At 62.9% G+C, this 16,921-nt stretch carries 18 protein-coding genes; 9 read left to right on the top strand and 9 right to left on the bottom strand.

The window, feature by feature from the left end; all coding sequences use genetic code 11:
- The first annotated feature begins 3 nt into the window (after positions 1 to 3).
- The 4 genes from VK792_RS03780 to acs all read left to right on the top strand — a co-directional run bounded on the left by VK792_RS03780 (position 4) and on the right by acs (position 4,836).
- On the top strand, positions 4 to 1,191 hold the full coding sequence (locus tag VK792_RS03780) for a branched-chain amino acid ABC transporter permease (RefSeq protein WP_326296015.1): 1,188 nt from the start codon (positions 4 to 6) through the stop codon (positions 1,189 to 1,191).
- A gap of 12 nt (positions 1,192 to 1,203) precedes the next feature.
- Positions 1,204 to 1,959 (top strand): ABC transporter ATP-binding protein, encoded by a 756-nt coding sequence (locus VK792_RS03785; protein ID WP_326296016.1) that lies wholly within the window; start codon positions 1,204 to 1,206, stop codon positions 1,957 to 1,959.
- Between the two features lie 84 nt (positions 1,960 to 2,043).
- Entirely contained in the window at positions 2,044 to 2,799 is a 756-nt protein-coding gene (locus VK792_RS03790; protein WP_326296017.1) for an ABC transporter ATP-binding protein, read from the top strand.
- Between the two features lie 87 nt (positions 2,800 to 2,886).
- On the top strand, positions 2,887 to 4,836 hold the full coding sequence (gene acs / locus VK792_RS03795; protein WP_326296018.1) for an acetate--CoA ligase: 1,950 nt from the start codon (positions 2,887 to 2,889) through the stop codon (positions 4,834 to 4,836).
- Positions 4,837 to 4,936: 100 nt separating this feature from the next.
- Here acs and VK792_RS03800 read toward each other — a convergent pair whose 3' ends face one another.
- Positions 4,937 to 6,220, bottom strand: coding sequence for an MFS transporter (locus VK792_RS03800; RefSeq protein WP_326296019.1), 1,284 nt, complete (start codon positions 6,218 to 6,220; stop codon positions 4,937 to 4,939).
- A gap of 175 nt (positions 6,221 to 6,395) precedes the next feature.
- Here VK792_RS03800 and VK792_RS03805 point away from each other — a divergent pair, with 175 nt between their 5' ends.
- The 4 genes from VK792_RS03805 (at position 6,396) to aat (ending at position 9,367) form a co-directional block, all read left to right on the top strand.
- Complete coding sequence (locus VK792_RS03805) at positions 6,396 to 6,755, top strand: hypothetical protein (protein ID WP_326296020.1); 360 nt, start codon at positions 6,396 to 6,398, stop codon at positions 6,753 to 6,755.
- Positions 6,756 to 6,863: 108 nt separating this feature from the next.
- Complete coding sequence (gene accB / locus VK792_RS03810; protein WP_326296021.1) at positions 6,864 to 7,352, top strand: acetyl-CoA carboxylase biotin carboxyl carrier protein; 489 nt, start codon at positions 6,864 to 6,866, stop codon at positions 7,350 to 7,352.
- A gap of 13 nt (positions 7,353 to 7,365) precedes the next feature.
- Positions 7,366 to 8,718, top strand: coding sequence for an acetyl-CoA carboxylase biotin carboxylase subunit (gene accC, locus VK792_RS03815; RefSeq protein WP_326296022.1), 1,353 nt, complete (start codon positions 7,366 to 7,368; stop codon positions 8,716 to 8,718).
- Between the two features lie 10 nt (positions 8,719 to 8,728).
- Complete coding sequence (gene aat, locus VK792_RS03820; RefSeq protein WP_326296023.1) at positions 8,729 to 9,367, top strand: leucyl/phenylalanyl-tRNA--protein transferase; 639 nt, start codon at positions 8,729 to 8,731, stop codon at positions 9,365 to 9,367.
- Here the strand turns inward: aat and VK792_RS03825 are convergent.
- The 6 genes from VK792_RS03825 to VK792_RS03850 all read right to left on the bottom strand — a co-directional run bounded on the left by VK792_RS03825 (position 9,331) and on the right by VK792_RS03850 (position 13,098).
- Positions 9,331 to 9,690: a DUF2155 domain-containing protein gene (locus VK792_RS03825; RefSeq protein WP_326296024.1), complete on the bottom strand. Its 360-nt coding sequence runs from the start codon at positions 9,688 to 9,690 to the stop codon at positions 9,331 to 9,333. The two genes, aat and VK792_RS03825, sit on opposite strands and share 37 nt — an antisense overlap.
- Positions 9,687 to 10,145: an outer membrane lipid asymmetry maintenance protein MlaD gene (gene mlaD, locus VK792_RS03830; RefSeq protein WP_326296025.1), complete on the bottom strand. Its 459-nt coding sequence runs from the start codon at positions 10,143 to 10,145 to the stop codon at positions 9,687 to 9,689. The genes VK792_RS03825 and mlaD overlap by 4 nt, the downstream gene beginning before the upstream one ends.
- 4 nt (positions 10,146 to 10,149) lie before the next feature.
- A complete protein-coding gene (locus tag VK792_RS03835) occupies positions 10,150 to 10,533 on the bottom strand; it encodes an NADH:ubiquinone oxidoreductase subunit NDUFA12 (protein ID WP_326296026.1) in 384 nt (127 codons plus the stop codon).
- An 80-nt stretch (positions 10,534 to 10,613) separates the two neighbouring features.
- Positions 10,614 to 10,973 carry a RidA family protein gene (locus VK792_RS03840; protein WP_326296027.1) on the bottom strand — a complete coding sequence of 120 codons (360 nt, stop codon included), beginning with the start codon at positions 10,971 to 10,973 and terminating at the stop codon, positions 10,614 to 10,616.
- A 71-nt stretch (positions 10,974 to 11,044) separates the two neighbouring features.
- Positions 11,045 to 12,316, bottom strand: a complete 1,272-nt coding sequence (clpX, locus tag VK792_RS03845) for an ATP-dependent Clp protease ATP-binding subunit ClpX (RefSeq protein ID WP_326296028.1) — start codon at positions 12,314 to 12,316, stop codon at positions 11,045 to 11,047.
- Between the two features lie 149 nt (positions 12,317 to 12,465).
- Positions 12,466 to 13,098, bottom strand: a complete 633-nt coding sequence (locus VK792_RS03850) for an ATP-dependent Clp protease proteolytic subunit (RefSeq protein ID WP_326296029.1) — start codon at positions 13,096 to 13,098, stop codon at positions 12,466 to 12,468.
- Positions 13,099 to 13,261: 163 nt separating this feature from the next.
- Between VK792_RS03850 and VK792_RS03855 the strand changes: the two genes are divergently transcribed.
- Positions 13,262 to 14,443 (top strand): FAD-binding domain-containing protein, encoded by a 1,182-nt coding sequence (locus tag VK792_RS03855; protein WP_326296030.1) that lies wholly within the window; start codon positions 13,262 to 13,264, stop codon positions 14,441 to 14,443.
- Here the strand turns inward: VK792_RS03855 and VK792_RS03860 are convergent.
- Entirely contained in the window at positions 14,440 to 15,360 is a 921-nt protein-coding gene (locus tag VK792_RS03860) for a cation diffusion facilitator family transporter (protein WP_326296031.1), read from the bottom strand. The genes VK792_RS03855 and VK792_RS03860 overlap by 4 nt on opposite strands.
- A 119-nt stretch (positions 15,361 to 15,479) precedes the next feature.
- Positions 15,480 to 16,742, bottom strand: coding sequence for an NAD(P)/FAD-dependent oxidoreductase (locus VK792_RS03865; protein WP_326296032.1), 1,263 nt, complete (start codon positions 16,740 to 16,742; stop codon positions 15,480 to 15,482).
- Positions 16,743 to 16,921 lie beyond the last annotated feature (179 nt).

Below are 16,921 nucleotides of genomic sequence, written 5' to 3' on the forward strand. Positions count from 1 at the left end.
TTCATGCTCGGTCTCAACGCAAAAGACACCACCCTCCTGATCGTCGTGGCCATCCTCGCGCTGGCGGCTCCGGTCATCCTCAACATCTTCCCGAGCGACTCGGCTCTGGCGTTCTTCAACGGCGGCTACCCCGACTTGATGCAGCGCTTCGTGATCTTCGGGATCTTCGCCATCGGCTTCAACATCCTGTTCGGCCTGACCGGCTACCTGTCGTTCGGCCACGCCGCCTTCCTGGGTGTGGGGTCCTACGCCGCGGTCTGGATGTTCAAACTGCTGAGCTACAACGTGGTTCCGGCAATCATCCTGTCGATCATCGTCGCGGGCGTGTTCTCGCTGGTCATCGGTTTCGTTTCGCTGCGCCGTTCGGGCATCTACTTCTCGATCCTGACTCTGGCCTTCGCCGAAATGTCCTATCGTCTGGCTTATTCTGTCCTGACGCCGCTGACCAACGGGGAAACCGGCCTTCAGGTTTATAACGACGACCCGCAGTACCTGCTGGGCAACGGCCCGACCGTGCCGCACCTGTTCGGCCTGGAAATGCGCTCGAAGCTGGATGTTGCCCTGGGCCCGTGGGAATTCACCTTCCCGGTGGGGTACTATCTCTGCGCGGTGCTGCTGCTGGTCAGCTTCTACATCGCGATCCGCATCTTCCGGTCGCCCTTTGGCCTGATGCTGCGCGCGATCAAGTCGAACCAGACCCGGATGAACTACACCGGTCTGAACCCCAAGCCTTACACGCTGGCGGCATTCGTGATCTCGGGCATGTATGCCGGTCTGGCCGGTGGCCTGCTGGCCTCGATGGACCCGCTGGCCGGTGCCGAACGGATGCAGTGGACCGCCTCTGGCGAGGTTGTCATCATGACCATCCTCGGCGGTGCAGGCACGCTGATCGGCCCGATCCTGGGCGCGGGCACCATCAAGTACCTCGAGAACGTCTTCTCGAAGATGAACGAGTCGCTCCTGCATGACTGGTTCTCGTTCCTTCCGGACGGTCTGGAAAGCGTCGTGGTCTGGGTGATCTCGAAATTTACCGGCGAAGGCTGGCACCTGACCCTTGGCGCCATCTTCATGCTTGTCATCATCGCCCTGCCCGGCGGTCTGGTCGAAGGTGGTCAACGCCTGAAAGCCTGGGTCTCGAGCAAGAAAAGCGGTGGCGGCAAAGAAAAAGCCAGCACCGAGCCGGCGGAATAAGGAGGCTGAAGAATGGGTATTCTTGAAGTCAAAGACGTCAACAAGCGCTTCGGCGGTCTCCAGGCCCTTGGCAAGGTGAACCTTTCGGTCGCGGAAAACACGGTTCACGCCATCATCGGCCCGAACGGCGCGGGTAAGTCCACCTTGCTGAACTGCCTTGTGGGCAAGCTGATCCCCGACACCGGCTCTGTCATGTTCGACGGCCAGTCGGTTTTGGGCCGGACGCCGTTCCAGATCAACCAGATGGGGATTTCCCGGGTGTTCCAGACGCCTGAAATCTTCGGTGACCTGACCGTCATGGAAAACATGATGATCCCGCTGTTCGCGAAACGTGACGGGGCCTTCCGCCTGCACGCCATCGAAAGCGTCAGCCGCGAAAAGGACCTGGTCGAGCAGGCAGAACAGATGCTGACCGACGTGAAGATGATCGACAAGCGCAACATGCACTCTGCCTCGATGTCGCGCGGCGACAAGCGGCGTCTGGAAATGGCGATGTGCCTTGTGCAGGATCCGCGCCTGCTGCTTCTGGACGAACCGACCGCGGGCATGGCGCGCGCCGACACCAACAACACGATCGACCTGCTGAAGGAGATCAAGGAAACGCGCGACATCACCATCGCCATCATCGAACACGACATGCACGTCGTGTTCTCTCTGGCGGATCGGATCACGGTTCTGGCGCAGGGCACCCCCCTGGTCGAGGACACCCCGGAAAACATCAAGGGTCATCCGAAAGTCCAAGAAGCCTATCTGGGCGAAGCGCACTAAACATAGCCTCAGCCCCGGCGCCGTTCGCCGGGGCCTTCTGACCCACGAATTCCCGGATAACGCCGGGACGGGAGGATAAGACCGATGAACGTCAGACCCGACTTTTCCAAGAACGCCAACCAGGCCGAAACCGCCCCGGCGTTCCTGTCCGTCTGGGACATGCATTCCTACTACGGCGAAAGCTACATCGTGCAGGGCATCAGCTTTAACGTGCACGAAGGCGAAATCCTGGCCCTGCTGGGCCGCAACGGCGCTGGCAAGACCACCACGCTGCGGTCGATCGCGCGGATGGACAGCCCGCAGGTGAACCACGGTGAAATCTGGCTGGACCACCAGCCGTTGCACACCATGACCAGCTACCAGGCGTCGATCGCCGGTCTGGGCCTCGTGCCCGAAGACCGCTGCATCATCCCCGGCCTGACGGTCGAGGAGAACCTGAAGCTGGCCCAGATCGCCCCGCCGCTGGGCTGGTCGATCGAACGCCTGTATGACCTGTTCCCGCGCCTGGGCGAGCGCCGCAGCCAGGAAGGCGTGACCCTGTCGGGCGGCGAACAACAGATGCTGGCCATTGCGCGGGCGCTGGCGCGAGACGTCAAGGTGCTGCTGCTGGACGAACCCTATGAAGGCCTGGCCCCGGTGATCGTGGACGAGATCGAAAAGACCCTGCGCCTGATCAAGGAACAGGGCATGACCACAGTGATCGTGGAACAAAACGCCGTGCGCGCCCTGCAACTGGCCGACCGTGCCATTATCCTCGACACCGGTTCCATCGTCTTCGATGGCTCTGCCGCCGAGGTTCTGGAAAACGAAAACCTGCGCGCCGAATACCTGGCCATCTAAGGCCAGGGCCGCCCCCCGGCGCTGCTGTTTGCCAATGCCGCCGGGGGGCGGCACACCAAGAAGACGCCTTTGCGAGGAACAGAAGATATGTCCGATAAAACCTACGCTCCGTCCGCAGAGTTCGCAGCGAATGCGAATGTCGACGCCGCGAAATACGATGCGATGTACGCCGCGTCGATCAACGACCCCGAAGCGTTCTGGGCCGAACAGGCCGACCGTCTGCAGTGGATGAAAAAGCCCACCCAGATCAAGAACGTCGATTTCACCCTTGGCCAGGTCAAGATCGAATGGTTTTCAGATGGCGCGCTGAACGTAGCGGCCAACTGTATCGACCGTCACCTGGAAACCCGCGGCACCCAGACCGCGATCATCTTTGAACCCGATGATCCCAAGGAACAGGCGCAGTCGATTTCCTATAACGACCTGCACCGCCGGGTTTGCCGCATGGCAAACGTTCTGGAAAGCCTGGGTGTGCGCAAGGGCGACCGGGTCATCATCTATCTTCCGATGATCCCCGAAGCCGCCTATGCGATGCTGGCCTGTGCGCGCATCGGCGCGATCCATTCCATCGTGTTCGCCGGCTTCTCGCCCGATGCGCTGGCGGCCCGGATCAACGGTTGCGACGCCAAGGTTGTCATCACCGCCGACCACGCCCCGCGTGGCGGCCGCAAGACCCCGCTGAAGTCGAACGCCGACAAGGCGCTGCTGCACTGCAAGGACGACGTGAAATGTCTTGTGGTCAAGCGCACCGGCGAACAGACCACCTGGGTCGATGGCCGCGACTTCGACTATAACGAAATGGCGCTGGAAGCGGACGACTATTGCCGCCCGGTGGAAATGAACGCCGAGGACCCGCTGTTCATCCTCTACACCTCCGGCTCGACCGGTCAGCCCAAGGGCGTGGTGCATACCACCGGCGGTTACCTGCTGTATGCGTCGCTGACCCACGAAGTCAGCTTCGACTACCACGACGGTGACGTCTACTGGTGTACCGCAGACGTGGGCTGGGTCACCGGCCACAGCTATATCGTTTACGGACCGCTGGCCAATGGCGCGACCACGCTGATGTTCGAAGGCGTGCCCACCTACCCCGATGCCAGCCGGTTCTGGCAGGTCTGCGAAAAGCACAAGGTGAACCAGTTCTACACTGCCCCCACCGCGATCCGTGCGCTGATGGGACAGGGCAACGAATTCGTTGAAAAGTGCGACCTGTCCAGCCTGAAGCTGCTGGGCACCGTTGGTGAGCCGATCAACCCTGAAGCGTGGAACTGGTACAACGACGTGGTCGGCAAGGGCAAATGCCCCATCGTCGACACCTGGTGGCAGACCGAAACCGGCGGTCACCTGCTGACCCCGCTGCCGGGTGCCCACGCGACCAAGCCCGGCGCGGCGATGAAGCCGTTCTTCGGCGTGAAACCGGTGGTTCTGGACCCGCAATCGGGCGAAGAAATCCACGCAAACCCGACCGAGGGCGTTCTCGCCATCGCTGACAGCTGGCCGGGCCAGATGCGCACTGTCTGGGGCGATCACGAGCGGTTCGAAAAGACCTATTTCGCGGACTACAAAGGCTATTACTTCTCGGGCGACGGCTGCCGCCGCGATGCCGATGGCGATTACTGGATCACCGGCCGCGTCGATGACGTGATCAACGTGTCCGGTCACCGCATGGGCACCGCCGAAGTCGAATCGGCGCTCGTCGCGCACGAGAAAGTGGCCGAGGCCGCCGTGGTCGGCTACCCGCATGACATCAAGGGCCAGGGCATCTATTGCTATGTCACCCTGATGAACGGCGTCGAACCGACCGACGAGCTGTACAAGGAACTGCGCGCCTGGGTCCGCACCGAAATCGGCCCGATCGCCAGCCCGGACCTGATCCAGTGGGCCCCCGGCCTGCCCAAGACCCGCTCGGGCAAGATCATGCGCCGCATCCTGCGCAAGATCGCGGAAAACGACTATGGCTCGCTGGGCGATACCTCGACCCTGGCTGATCCGTCGGTGGTCGACGACCTGATTGAGAACCGCATGAACAAGGGCTGATCGCCCGCGTCATGGACTTTGAAAAGGGCCAGCCATGCGCTGGCCCTTTTTCGTAGCCTCCCCGTTCATGCGAAGCCGGAACGGGAAACGAACGGTCCTCTTACCGCAACGGCGCCCGGCTGCGGTCGGGAACCTGCGACAGCACCACCACGGCCAACAGCCCCGCCAGCGCCATATAGACCGCAGGTGCCACCGCCAGCCCGGTCGCGGCGATCAGGCTGGTCGCGATCATCGGGGTCAGCCCGCCGAACACCCCAACCCCGATGTTGAACGCTACGGAATACCCCGACAGCCTGTCCTCTTGCGGGAACATCTCGACAAACAGCGCCGGGGCGGACCCCAGCGGCACCGACAGCAGCGCAAAGGTCACCGCATGGGCCACCACGACCGACGCCAGAGACCCACCGCTGGACAGCATCCACTGGTGCAGCGGCCAGGCCACCATCGCCACCCCGCCCACCGCCAGCGCAATCCACGTCCGGCGCGGCAAAAGCCGGTCGCCCACAATGGCAAACAGCGGCATCAGCGGGATCACCAGCACGGTCATCGCGGTATTGATCCCCAGCGCCGCGTCGCGTGCCATCAGCCCCTGACTGACCAGCCATTCCGGCAGATAGACAAAGGCGATGTAGTAGCAGGTGCCATAGCTGGCAGCGAACGCCATCGCCAGCAAGGTCTCGTGCCGGTTGGTGGTAAAGGCCTGCAACAGGGGCGAGGTGTCCTCGCGCCCGGCGCTGTGTTCCTCAAAATGCTCGGACGCGTGCAGGTTCCGCCGCAGGGCAATCGCAGAAAGCCCCAGCACCGCGCCACCCAGAAACGGCAACCGCCAGGCCCAGTCGGCCAGTGCCTGCGCGTCAAACGCCGAGGTCACCAGCGCCGCGGCCCCCACCCCCAGCAGCGACCCGGTCATCGACCCGATGTTGGCCCAACTGCCGGTCAGTCCGCGTTTGCCTTCGGGCGCGGTTTCGACAAGATAGGTGGCCGAAGACGAAAACTCGCCCCCGACCGACAGGCCCTGCAACAGCCGCACCATCACCAGCAGCACCGGCGCCAGAACGCCCACCTGCGCATAGGTCGGCAGAACCCCCAGCAGCAGCGTCGGCAAGGCCATCAACGCCACGGAAATCTGCATGGTCCGCGCCCGGCCATAGCGGTCCCCGAACCAGCCGAACACCGCCGCCCCCAGCGGTCGCATCAGGAACCCGGCGGCGAAAATCCCATAGGTCGCGATCAACCCGGCGGTGGGATCATCGGACGGAAAGAACACCGGGGCGATTACGCCGGCCAGATAGCCATACAGCGCAAAGTCGTACCATTCGACAACATTGCCAGCGAAACCGGCCACGATCCGGTGGCGCAACTTTGCCGGGTTGTCCTGTGCCATGCCCACCCCCTTCGTGCCCGCAGGACAAGGGTAGCGGCCTGGTGAAGGCTCGGCAAGAAACCGCACGTTTACCGGCGGTTAACCAAGGCACAAAAGTTAAGTGGCACAAGCGCGCTGCGTCTGGCACAGTGCTGCGCAACGGGTCGGGGGCATTGAACCGCAGAAAGGCATTGCCATGTCCGATATCGCCCCGGTCGCCCGACCGTTTGGCGCGGGTTTCGCAACCGTGCCACAAGCCGCCCCACATGTCCCGCGCCCGGAACAGACCCGCAAGGTGCAACCTGTGGGCACGACGGCCCCCGCCGCCACACTGTCTGACCGTCCCACGACACCAGAGGAAGTGCTGGCTCTGCAACAGGCCCCCGACCGCCTTGCACCGCCGTCGATGATGCAGTTGCAGATCAGCGCCTGGCTGGAATCCCATCGCGACGCAGGCGCGGCATCGCCGGGACGCGATGCCGAAACACAGCCCGCAGCCATTGAAAACAGCGCTGCAACTGCCCAGCTTGGCCGGACAGAGGACGATTCCGGTTGAAATTGGCCGCCAGCCTTGCTTTTCACCGGACGGACCTTGGCCTATAAGCAATCAGCCAAGACACAAGGCAGGCGCCCACATGGGCGCAGAATTCCGGGCGAGGATGGCATGACCAACAAGAACCATGAAGCGGACGTGGCCTTTATCAAGGCACTGGCAGAACTGTTGCGTGAAAACGACCTGACCGAACTTCAGGTCAAAAGAGAGTATGGTGAAGACGACAGCCTGAACGTGCGTGTCAGCCGTGTCATGATGGCCGCCCCCGTGGCCCCTGCCGCGATGCAGATGCCCGCCGCCGCGCCGGCGGCCGCGGCCCCTGCCGCCGCCGCAGCGCCCGCTGCCGCCGAAGACCCCGCAGCCCATCCCGGTGCAGTGGCGTCGCCCATGGTGGGCACGGTCTACTTGTCGCCCGAACCCGGCGCCGCCGCCTTCGTCAGCGTTGGCACGTCTGTCAAGGAAGGCGACACGCTGCTGATCGTCGAGGCGATGAAGACCATGAACCACATTCCCGCGCCCCGCGCCGGGACCGTCAAGCGCATCCTGGTCGAGGATGGCGCACCGGTCGAATATGGGGCGCCGCTGGTCATCCTCGAATAAGGCGGCCTGATCCATGTTTGACAAAATCCTGATCGCCAACCGGGGCGAAATCGCGTTGCGCGTCATCCGTGCCTGCCGCGAAATGGGCATCGCCAGCGTCGCCGTGCATTCCACCGCCGACAGCGACGCCATGCACGTACGCATGGCCGACGAAACCATCTGCATTGGCCCGCCGCCGTCGGCTGACAGCTACCTGTCGATCCCGGCGATCATTTCCGCCTGCGAAGTGACCGGCGCACAGGCGATTCACCCCGGCTATGGTTTCCTGTCGGAAAATGCCCGTTTCGTGCAGGTGATCGAAGACCACGGCCTGACCTTCATCGGCCCCAGCGCGGAACACATCCGCATCATGGGCGACAAGATCACCGCCAAGGAAACCGCCAAGGCCCTGGGGATTCCGGTGGTGCCGGGCTCTGCCGGTGGCGTCGCCTCGGTCGAGGACGCCAAGAAGATCGGTGCCGATTTCGGCTATCCCGTCATCATCAAGGCCACCGCCGGTGGTGGCGGGCGCGGCATGAAAGTTGCCGCTTCTGAGGCTGAAATGGAGCGCGCCTATCAGACCGCGCGGGCCGAGGCCAAGGCCGCCTTCGGCAATGACGAAGTCTATATCGAGAAATACCTGCAAAAGCCCCGGCATATCGAGGTGCAGGTGTTTGGCGACGGCAAGGGCAACGGCGTGCATCTGGGCGAACGCGACTGTTCGCTGCAGCGTCGCCACCAGAAAGTGTTCGAAGAGGCCCCGGGTCCCTGCATCACCCCCGAAGAGCGCGCTCGCATCGGCGGCATCTGCGCCAAGGCGATTGCCGAAATGGGCTATCGCGGCGCCGGCACCATCGAATTCCTCTATGAGGATGGCGAATTCTATTTCATCGAGATGAACACCCGCCTTCAGGTCGAACACCCGGTGACCGAATCCATTTTCGGGGTTGATCTGGTGCGCGAACAGATTCGCGTGGCCGAAGGCTATCCGCTGTCCTTCACGCAAGACGATCTGGTCATCAACGGCCATTCGATCGAAGTGCGGATCAACGCGGAAAAGCTGCCCACCTTTTCCCCCTGCCCCGGCAAGATCACCCAGTACCACGCGCCGGGTGGTCTGGGCGTGCGGATGGATTCCGCGCTGTATGACGGCTACAAGATCCCGCCCTACTACGACAGCCTGATCGGCAAGCTGATCGTGCACGGCCGCGACCGGCAGGAAGCACTGGCTCGGCTGAACCGCGCCTTGGGGGAACTGATCGTCGATGGTGTCGACACCACCGTGCCGCTGTTCCACGCGCTGTTGCAGGAGCCGGATATCCACTCCGGTGACTACAACATCCACTGGCTGGAAAAATGGCTGGCCAAGTCGCTGGAGAAAGAGTGACCCAGCGACGATGACCGTCGTCACGCCAGAACTCCTGCTGCAAGCCTATCGCTCGGGCGTGTTTCCCATGGCCGAGCATCGCGACGACCCGGAAATCTTCTGGGTTGATCCGCGCCGACGCGGCGTGTTCCCCCTGAACGGGTTTCACATCTCGCGCAGCCTTGCCCGCGTGGTGCGGCGCGACACGTTCAGCGTCACGCTCAACCGCGATTTCGCCGGTGTCATCGACGGTTGTGCCGATCGCCCGGAAACGTGGATCAACGGCGAGATTCGCGCGCTCTACCTTGATCTTTTTGCCCGTGGTGACGCCCATTCGCTCGAGGTCTGGCAGGATGGCAGGCTGGCCGGGGGCGTCTATGGCGTCACGCAGGGGGCCGCGTTTTTCGGGGAAAGCATGTTTTCACGCCGGACAGACGCGTCAAAGGTCGCGCTGGCGTGGCTGGTGGTTCATCTGAACCGCTGCGGCTTCCGGCTGTTCGACACCCAGTTCCTGACGCCGCATCTGGCCAGCCTTGGCGCGGTGGAAATCTCGCGCGCGCTGTATCGCGCGCAACTGACCGACGCGCTGCACCATGACGCGGATTTCACCGCCTCCCCCCTGCCCGGCAGCGGTCACGAAGTGGTACAGGCCAACGCCCAGATATCATAGCGCGGGTGGTCCATCGCGTTCAGCGCGGGCGACGACGCCACGATCCAGCCGCTGAACACCGGTACGTCCTTGCCGGTTTCGGTCACCGTGACAAAGGCATAGGCATCGCCGGCAGGGTTGCCTTCTGGATAACGGCATTCGCGCAGGGCAACCCGGATCCGGCCAAAAGCCTGCGTGCCCCCGTTGACAATGACCAGGTCCTCGACGTGCCCGGTCAGCTTGTCCAGCGCACGCAACCGCGCTCCGGTTCCTTCGTTGACCTGTTCCTGCGCCACGGCCGGCAGGGCCATGGCAAACAGCGCAATCAAGGCACCGCGGATCATTGGCCGCTGCTCCCGCTGTCACCGCTGACGAATTTCAGCAGCAGGGAAATCAAGCTGACCGCGCCTTGCGTATCAAGGATCTCGTCCCCCGGGGAAAAGAAGAACGGCGACCCGCCCGGCGAAATCTCGACGAAATTCCCCCCCAGCAGCCCTTCGGACGCGACCACGATGGCGCTGTCGTCCGGTATCTCGATCCCGTCCTGAATCGTCACCGTCGCATCGGCGCGGAAGGTTTGCGGGTTCAGCGCCATTTCCGTCACCGTGCCCACCTTGACGCCCGCAAGGCGCACGTCGGTACCGACGCTGACCCCTTCAAGCGAACGGAAGCTGGCGGTCAGTTCGTAACCCGAACTGCCCAAAGACAGGCCCGCTGTCTGCGCCGTATAAGCGCCAAAGCCGATGGCCACGGCCAGAACCGCCGCGCCGACTAGAGTTTCGGTTGTGTTTTCCGCCATGGGATTATTCCGGCGACCACGCCTCGTAGTCGCGGCGCTCCACCGGCGCTTCGCGGCGCAGCGATCCGGCCGGCACATAAGCCAGCGTCGTCCCGGTCAGGTTTTCCACATGCGGCTTTTCCCACGGCTTGTGGGCCAGCGGTTTTTCGGTCGGTGCGTCCTTGTAGGTGTGGTGCAGCCAACCGTGCCAATCGGCGTCGATCCGGCTGGCCTCGGCTTCGCCGTTGAACATCACCCAGCGGCGCTTGCCGTCGCGGGATTGGTAAAAGACGTTGCCTTGCGCGTCTTCGCCCACCTTGACGCCCTTGCGCCAGGTATAGATCTGCGTGTTGATCGTCGATCCGTTCCACCAGGTCACGGCGCGCAACAGCGTGTTCAGAATACCCATAGGTGACTCCCGTTGGTCTGGTCAGAGTTATGACCCAAGCCCCGGCAAAGGTCCAGTGCCGGGGCTTGCGGCACAGGCACTCAGCGTGCCAATGCCGTCAGTTCGATCTCGATCCGGTACTTGTCGTCGATCAGCCCGCATTCAACCATGGTCGCCGCCGGGCGGTTTTCCCCGAAGGTTTCCGCAAGGATCGGCCAGCAGGGTTCGAATTCGGCGCGGTCCGGCAGGTAGTAATTTACCCGCACCACGTCGGCAAAGCTGCTGCCGGCCTCTGCCAGCGCCTTGCCGATCACGTCCAGCGCGCTGCGGCACTGGTCGGTCACGGTGTCACCCTGCCCCACGGTGCCCGCAACATGCACGAAGCCGCCGGCGACAACCGCGCGGCAATAGCCGATTTTCGCTTCGAATTCCCCGCCAGAAGAGATGCGTTTGATGGTCATGGTCCGTTTTCCCAAGAAACATGAAAAAGGGCGGGGAACCGCCCCCGCCCGAAAATTGATATGTCCGGCGATCACCCGGCGCTGGCCGGCTCTTTTTCCTTTTTCTGATCCGAATAGATCAGCAGCGGCGCGGCCTTGGCGGTCACCGCTTCCTCGTTCACCAGCACCTCGTCGACATTGTCCATGCCCGGCAGATCGAACATCGTGTCAAGCAGGATGTCTTCCAGGATCGACCGCAAGCCACGCGCGCCGGTCTTGCGTTCGATCGCGCGCTTGGCGATGGCCGACAGCGCTTCCTCGGTAAAGGTCAGCTTGGCGTCTTCGAGTTCGAACAGCCGTTGATACTGCTTGACCAGCGCGTTCTTGGGCTTGGTCAGGATGGTGATCAGCGCGTCTTCGTCCAGATCTTCCAGCGTCGCGATGACGGGCAGACGACCCACGAATTCCGGGATCAGGCCGAATTTCAGCAGGTCCTCGGGCTCCAGGTCCTTGAAAATCTCGCCCACGCCGCGGTCATCGTTGTCACGCACATCGGCCCCAAAGCCCATGGCAGAGCCCTTGCCGCGCTGCGCGATGATCCGGTCGAGGCCAGCAAAGGCGCCGCCGCAGATGAACAGGATGTTGGTCGTGTCCACCTGCAGGAATTCCTGCTGCGGATGCTTGCGCCCCCCCTGTGGCGGCACCGATGCAACGGTCCCTTCCATCAGCTTCAGCAGCGCCTGCTGCACGCCCTCGCCCGACACGTCGCGAGTGATCGAGGGATTTTCCGACTTGCGGGTGATCTTGTCGACCTCGTCGATATAGACGATGCCGCGCTGCGCCCGTTCGACGTTGTATTCGCTCGACTGCAACAGCTTGAGGATGATGTTTTCCACGTCCTCGCCCACGTAACCTGCCTCGGTCAGCGTGGTGGCGTCGGCCATGGTGAACGGTACGTCCAGGATACGCGCCAGAGTCTGCGCCAGAAGGGTCTTGCCGCAGCCGGTCGGACCGATCAGCAGGATGTTCGATTTCGCCAGTTCGATATCGGACGACTTCTGCGAATGGTTCAAACGCTTGTAGTGGTTGTGCACGGCCACCGACAGCACCCGCTTGGCCACCGCCTGTCCGATCACGTAGTCGTCCAGCACATCACAGATTTCGCGTGGCGTAGGCACCCCTTCAGACGACTTGAGCCCGGAGCTCTTGGTCTCTTCGCGGATGATGTCCATGCACAGTTCCACGCATTCATCACAGATGAACACGGTCGGGCCGGCGATCAGCTTGCGCACCTCGTGCTGGCTCTTGCCGCAAAAGCTGCAGTAGAGCGTGTTCTTGCTGTCTCCGCCAGAATTCGTTGCCATGTCTTAACCTTTCAGGCCTTCGGTTCGTTCGCGCGCGACCGCATGCCCCCTATGTATCCACATAGGCCGCCCATCTGACCTAGCTTAGGGCAGCCCCTACCGGTCTACAATCGCAAAAATTGTCCCGACACCGCGTGCCGGGACCGGTCTTACTTGTCGTCACCCTCGGGCTGGACGCGGCTGACCAGGATGTCGTCGATCAGGCCCCAGTCCTTGGCTTCCTCGGGCGACATGAAGTTGTCGCGCTCAAGCGCCTTCTCCACGTTTTCCAGCGTCTGGCCGGTGTGGCGCACGTAGATCTCGTTCAGGCGGCGCTTCAGCTTCAGCGTTTCCTCGGCGTGGATCATGATGTCCGTCGCCTGGCCCTGATAGCCGCCGGACGGCTGGTGCACCATCACACGGCTGTTGGGCAACGAGAATCGCATACCCTTTTCCCCGGCAGTCAGCAGCAAAGAGCCCATCGAGGCCGCTTGCCCGATCACCAACGTGCTGACCTTCGGTTTGATGTATTGCATCGTGTCATAGATCGACAGGCCAGAGGTGACGACACCGCCGGGGCTGTTGATATACATGCTGATTTCCTTCGACGGGTTTTCCGCCTCAAGGTGCAGCAACTGTGCCACGATCAGCGACGACATGCCGTCGTGTACGGGACCATTCAGAAAGATCACGCGTTCCTTCAACAGGCGCGAGAAGATGTCATAGGCCCGTTCGCCCCGGCTGGTCTGTTCGACCACCATCGGGACGAGATTGTTCATGTAGAATTCAAAAGGGTCTTTCATATCCGCCTGCCTGCCTGTTTGGGTGTCCACATGCGATCCGTACCGCACGCCAGTTAACCGAATCTTAGTTCTGGGCCGAAGGGGCTGCAAGGGGCCGAAAGGATTTTGCGGGACTTGCCGTTTCACGTCTTGATCAGGCCGCAGTGCGCAATAGCTCCGCCCCATGACGATTGGCCTTGCCCCCACCCGCACCGCGGCCCTTGAACGGCTGCATGATTTCCTGCCGCGCGCCGGACGCTATGCCGCAGACCGCAATTTCGATTTCGGCCCCGGGCATCATCGGTCTGTGTCGCAATTGTCGCCCTACCTGCGGCACAGGCTGATTACGGAAGAAGAGGTCTTGCGCGCCGTGCTTGGCCGCTTCAGCCCCAAAACTGTCGATAAATTTCTGCAAGAGGTGTTCTGGCGCGCCTATTGGAAGGGCTGGCTCGAAATGCGGCCGGGTGTCTGGCACGCCTATCGCGCGGGTGTGCTGCGCGCCCTGGACCGGGTGCAAAGCGAAGCCGGGTTGCGCGCCCGTTGGCAGGCCGCCTGTTCCGGCACCACCGGGATCGACGCGTTCGACCACTGGGCCCGGGAACTGGCGGATACCGGCTATCTGCACAACCATGCCCGGATGTGGTTCGCCTCGATCTGGATCTTCACGTTGCGGCTGCCATGGGAACTGGGCGCGGATTTCTTCCTGCGGCACCTGCTTGATGGCGACCCGGCGTCGAACACGCTCAGTTGGCGCTGGGTGGCGGGGTTGCAGACGCGGGGCAAGCATTACGTTGCCCGCTCCGACAATATCGCCCGCTACACCGAAGGGCGGTTTCGCCCGGTCGGGCTCGAAGCCTCCCCCGCGCCGCTCTCTGGCGCAGACCATCCGCCCCGGCGGGCCTTGCCTGCTGCCGACGGCGTCGCGCCGGGCAAACCGGCGCTCCTGGTGCTGCACGAAGACGACCTGCACCCCGGTTTCCTGTTTGACGCTGGGTTGTCGCCGGTGGCGACGGTGACACTCGAAACCACCGATGCGATCAGCCCGTTGGTGCCCTCTGCCCTGCTCAGGGCCTTCAAGACCGGCGCGATGCAGGACGTCACCCAGCGTTGGGCGGACCGACTGGGGCCGGTCGCGCCTGCCCACACCGCAGCCGAGCTACTTGTCCTGGCCCGCGCCCACGGGGCGCAGGAAATCGTTACCGCCTACGCCCCCACCGGCCCAGTCGCGGAAGTGCTGGACCGGGTCACAGACCTGCCCGTCCGCCGCGTCCGCCGCCCCTATGACAGCGCCGCGTGGCCCCATGCCACGCATGGTTTTTTCCGGTTCAAGGATCATATTCCGGCGCTGCTGGGGCAGATCGTCTAAACGATCGTCCCGATCTCGGGCGCGTCGGTGCAGGCGTGGCGCGCACATTCCAGTTCGAACGACAGATGCTTGATTCCGTGCGCCAGCCCGACACGCGCCTTGACCCGCGCCTTGATCGCGTCGGCCTCGGCCCAGTGCCCCTCGGCGATCACAAGATGGGCCTGGAGCGCGCTGTGATGCTCATCGACCTGCCAGAGATGCGCATTGTGCACCCCGGTCACCCCGTCGATCCCGCGCACGGTCGTCAGCACCTCGGCGGGTTGCAGATCCGGCGGGCGGCCCAGCATCAGGATTCGGATCACACCGCCGATTTCCGACAGCGCCATCCACAGGATGTAGCCCGCGATCAGCAACGTCACCACCGGGTCGACCCAGACCCAGCCGAACCAGATCACCGCCGCCCCCGCCACGATCACCGCAACCGATCCCATCGCGTCGGCCAGGTTGTGCTGGAACGCCGCGCGGATGTTCACGCTCTCTTTCGACATCGTATAGGTCAGCGCTGCTGTGCCCAGATCCACCGCCAGTGCCACGGCGGCAATGATCACCACAAGCCAGCCATCCACCGGTTCGGGCGCGAAAAACCGCAGCACCGCCTCGTACAGCAGGTACAGCCCGATCACGATCAGCGTGGTATAGTTGATCAGCGCCGCCACCACTTCCGCCCGGGCATAGCCAAAGCTCATTTCGGCATCCGCGGGACGGCGCGCGATCTTGCGCGCAGCCCAGGCAATGACCAGCGACATGGCATCGGAAAAATTGTGCAAGGCATCCGCGATCATCGCAAGGCTGCCCGACAGCACCCCGCCGATCACCTGCACCACCGTCAGCCCGACATTGACCGCAACCGCCCCGAACAGCCGCGCATCGCCCGCCTTCGGGTCGACATGGTGGTGGTGGTGATGGCCGTGGGGCATTGAGGACTCCGTCAAAGCGATATGGCATATCTAGCTTGCAGCTTTGGCACCGGCCTTGACCTGAAACAAGACGGGCGGCCCGACAGGACCGCCCGCTGCACTCTGTTCAAACGCCAGGATCAGCCGAACATGTCGCTTGTGATCCCCGCGTACCAACCCACGCTTTCCTCAAAGGTGCGCTTGCGCAGGTCCGCGTCTTCGCCGGTCTGGCTGATGAAGCCGTCAACCTTGGCGATTTTTTCATCCGTCGCCTCATAGGTCGCGCCGACCTTGATGCCGTCATCGGTGTCGATCAACGACCAGCACGTGTTCGAGAACTTGGCCGGGAACACCCGGCTGCCCGTCAACGCCCCGCGCACCGCCATCGCCGCCACCTTGGCCTGACTGTTAGCCGAGAAGCCCGATTTCGGCATGTCGCCCTGGTTCGTCGCATCCCCCAGGACGTGGATGTTCTCGTCGATCCGGCTTTGCATCGTGTGGCCGCTGACCGGGGCCCAATTGCCCTCGGATACGCCGGCCATGTCACAGATACGGCCCGCCTTCATCGCCGGGATGACATTGACCACGTCGGCCTTGATCACCTCTCCGTCTACATCCACGGTCATCTCGTCGGCATTGACGCTAACGTTTCCGCCACCGAAATCCGGGCCGATGCGGGTGATCATCCCGGGATAGTGTTTGTTCCAGCCTTCCTCGAACAGACCCTGCTTGGAAAACGCCTGTTTGGGGTCGGCAATGATGATCTTGGCCGTCGGGTTTTCCGCTTTTAGCTTGTGCGCCACCATGCTGATACGTTCGTACGGCCCCGGTGGGCAACGGTACGGGTTGGGTGGCGCGATCATCACAAAGGTCCCGCCCTGCGGCATCGCTTCGATCTGCGCCTTCAACAGTTCGGTCTGCGACCCGGCCTTGTAGGCGTGGGGCATCTTGTTCTGCGCCGACACGTCCCAGCCCGGTACCGCCCCCTCAACGAAATCAATGCCCGGGCTCAGGATCAGCCGGTCATACGGCAACGTGGCACCGCCGGCCAGCGACACCGTCCTGGCGTCGCGGTCGACCCCCACGGCCCAGTCGTGAACCACATTCACCCCGTATTCCGAGGCCAGCGTGCCATAGGAATGTTCGATGCTCGACAGGTCACGGAACCCGCCGATGTAGAGGTTCGAGAAAAAGCAGGTGTAGTAGCTGCGCGTGGGTTCCACGAGCGTGACGTCGATGGCGCCCTTGCTGTCCTTGGCGATATAGCGCGCGGCGGTCGCCCCGCCGGCGCCGCCGCCAACGATCACGACGCGCGGTTTGCCCTGGCCCCGTACCATCGGCGCGGACAGGATGGCTGCCGCCGCTGCCCCCGCGCCAAGAAAGGAACGTCTGTTGAATGTCATGTTGCAGTTCTCCCTAGTGCACTTTTCTACGCCCGGGCCATCGGCCCGATCGCGGGTTCCCCAGCCCGCTTGCCAAGACTTTCCAAGGCTCCTCCATCCCGGAAAGTCAGATCATGTTAGCGTTGCCAGCACACAAGGAAATAACAAATTCATTTCCGAAATACCTATATAAATTATTG

It is taken from the genome of Mesobacterium hydrothermale (genome assembly GCF_035818635.1).
Lineage (GTDB): Bacteria > Pseudomonadota > Alphaproteobacteria > Rhodobacterales > Rhodobacteraceae > Mesobacterium_A > Mesobacterium_A hydrothermale.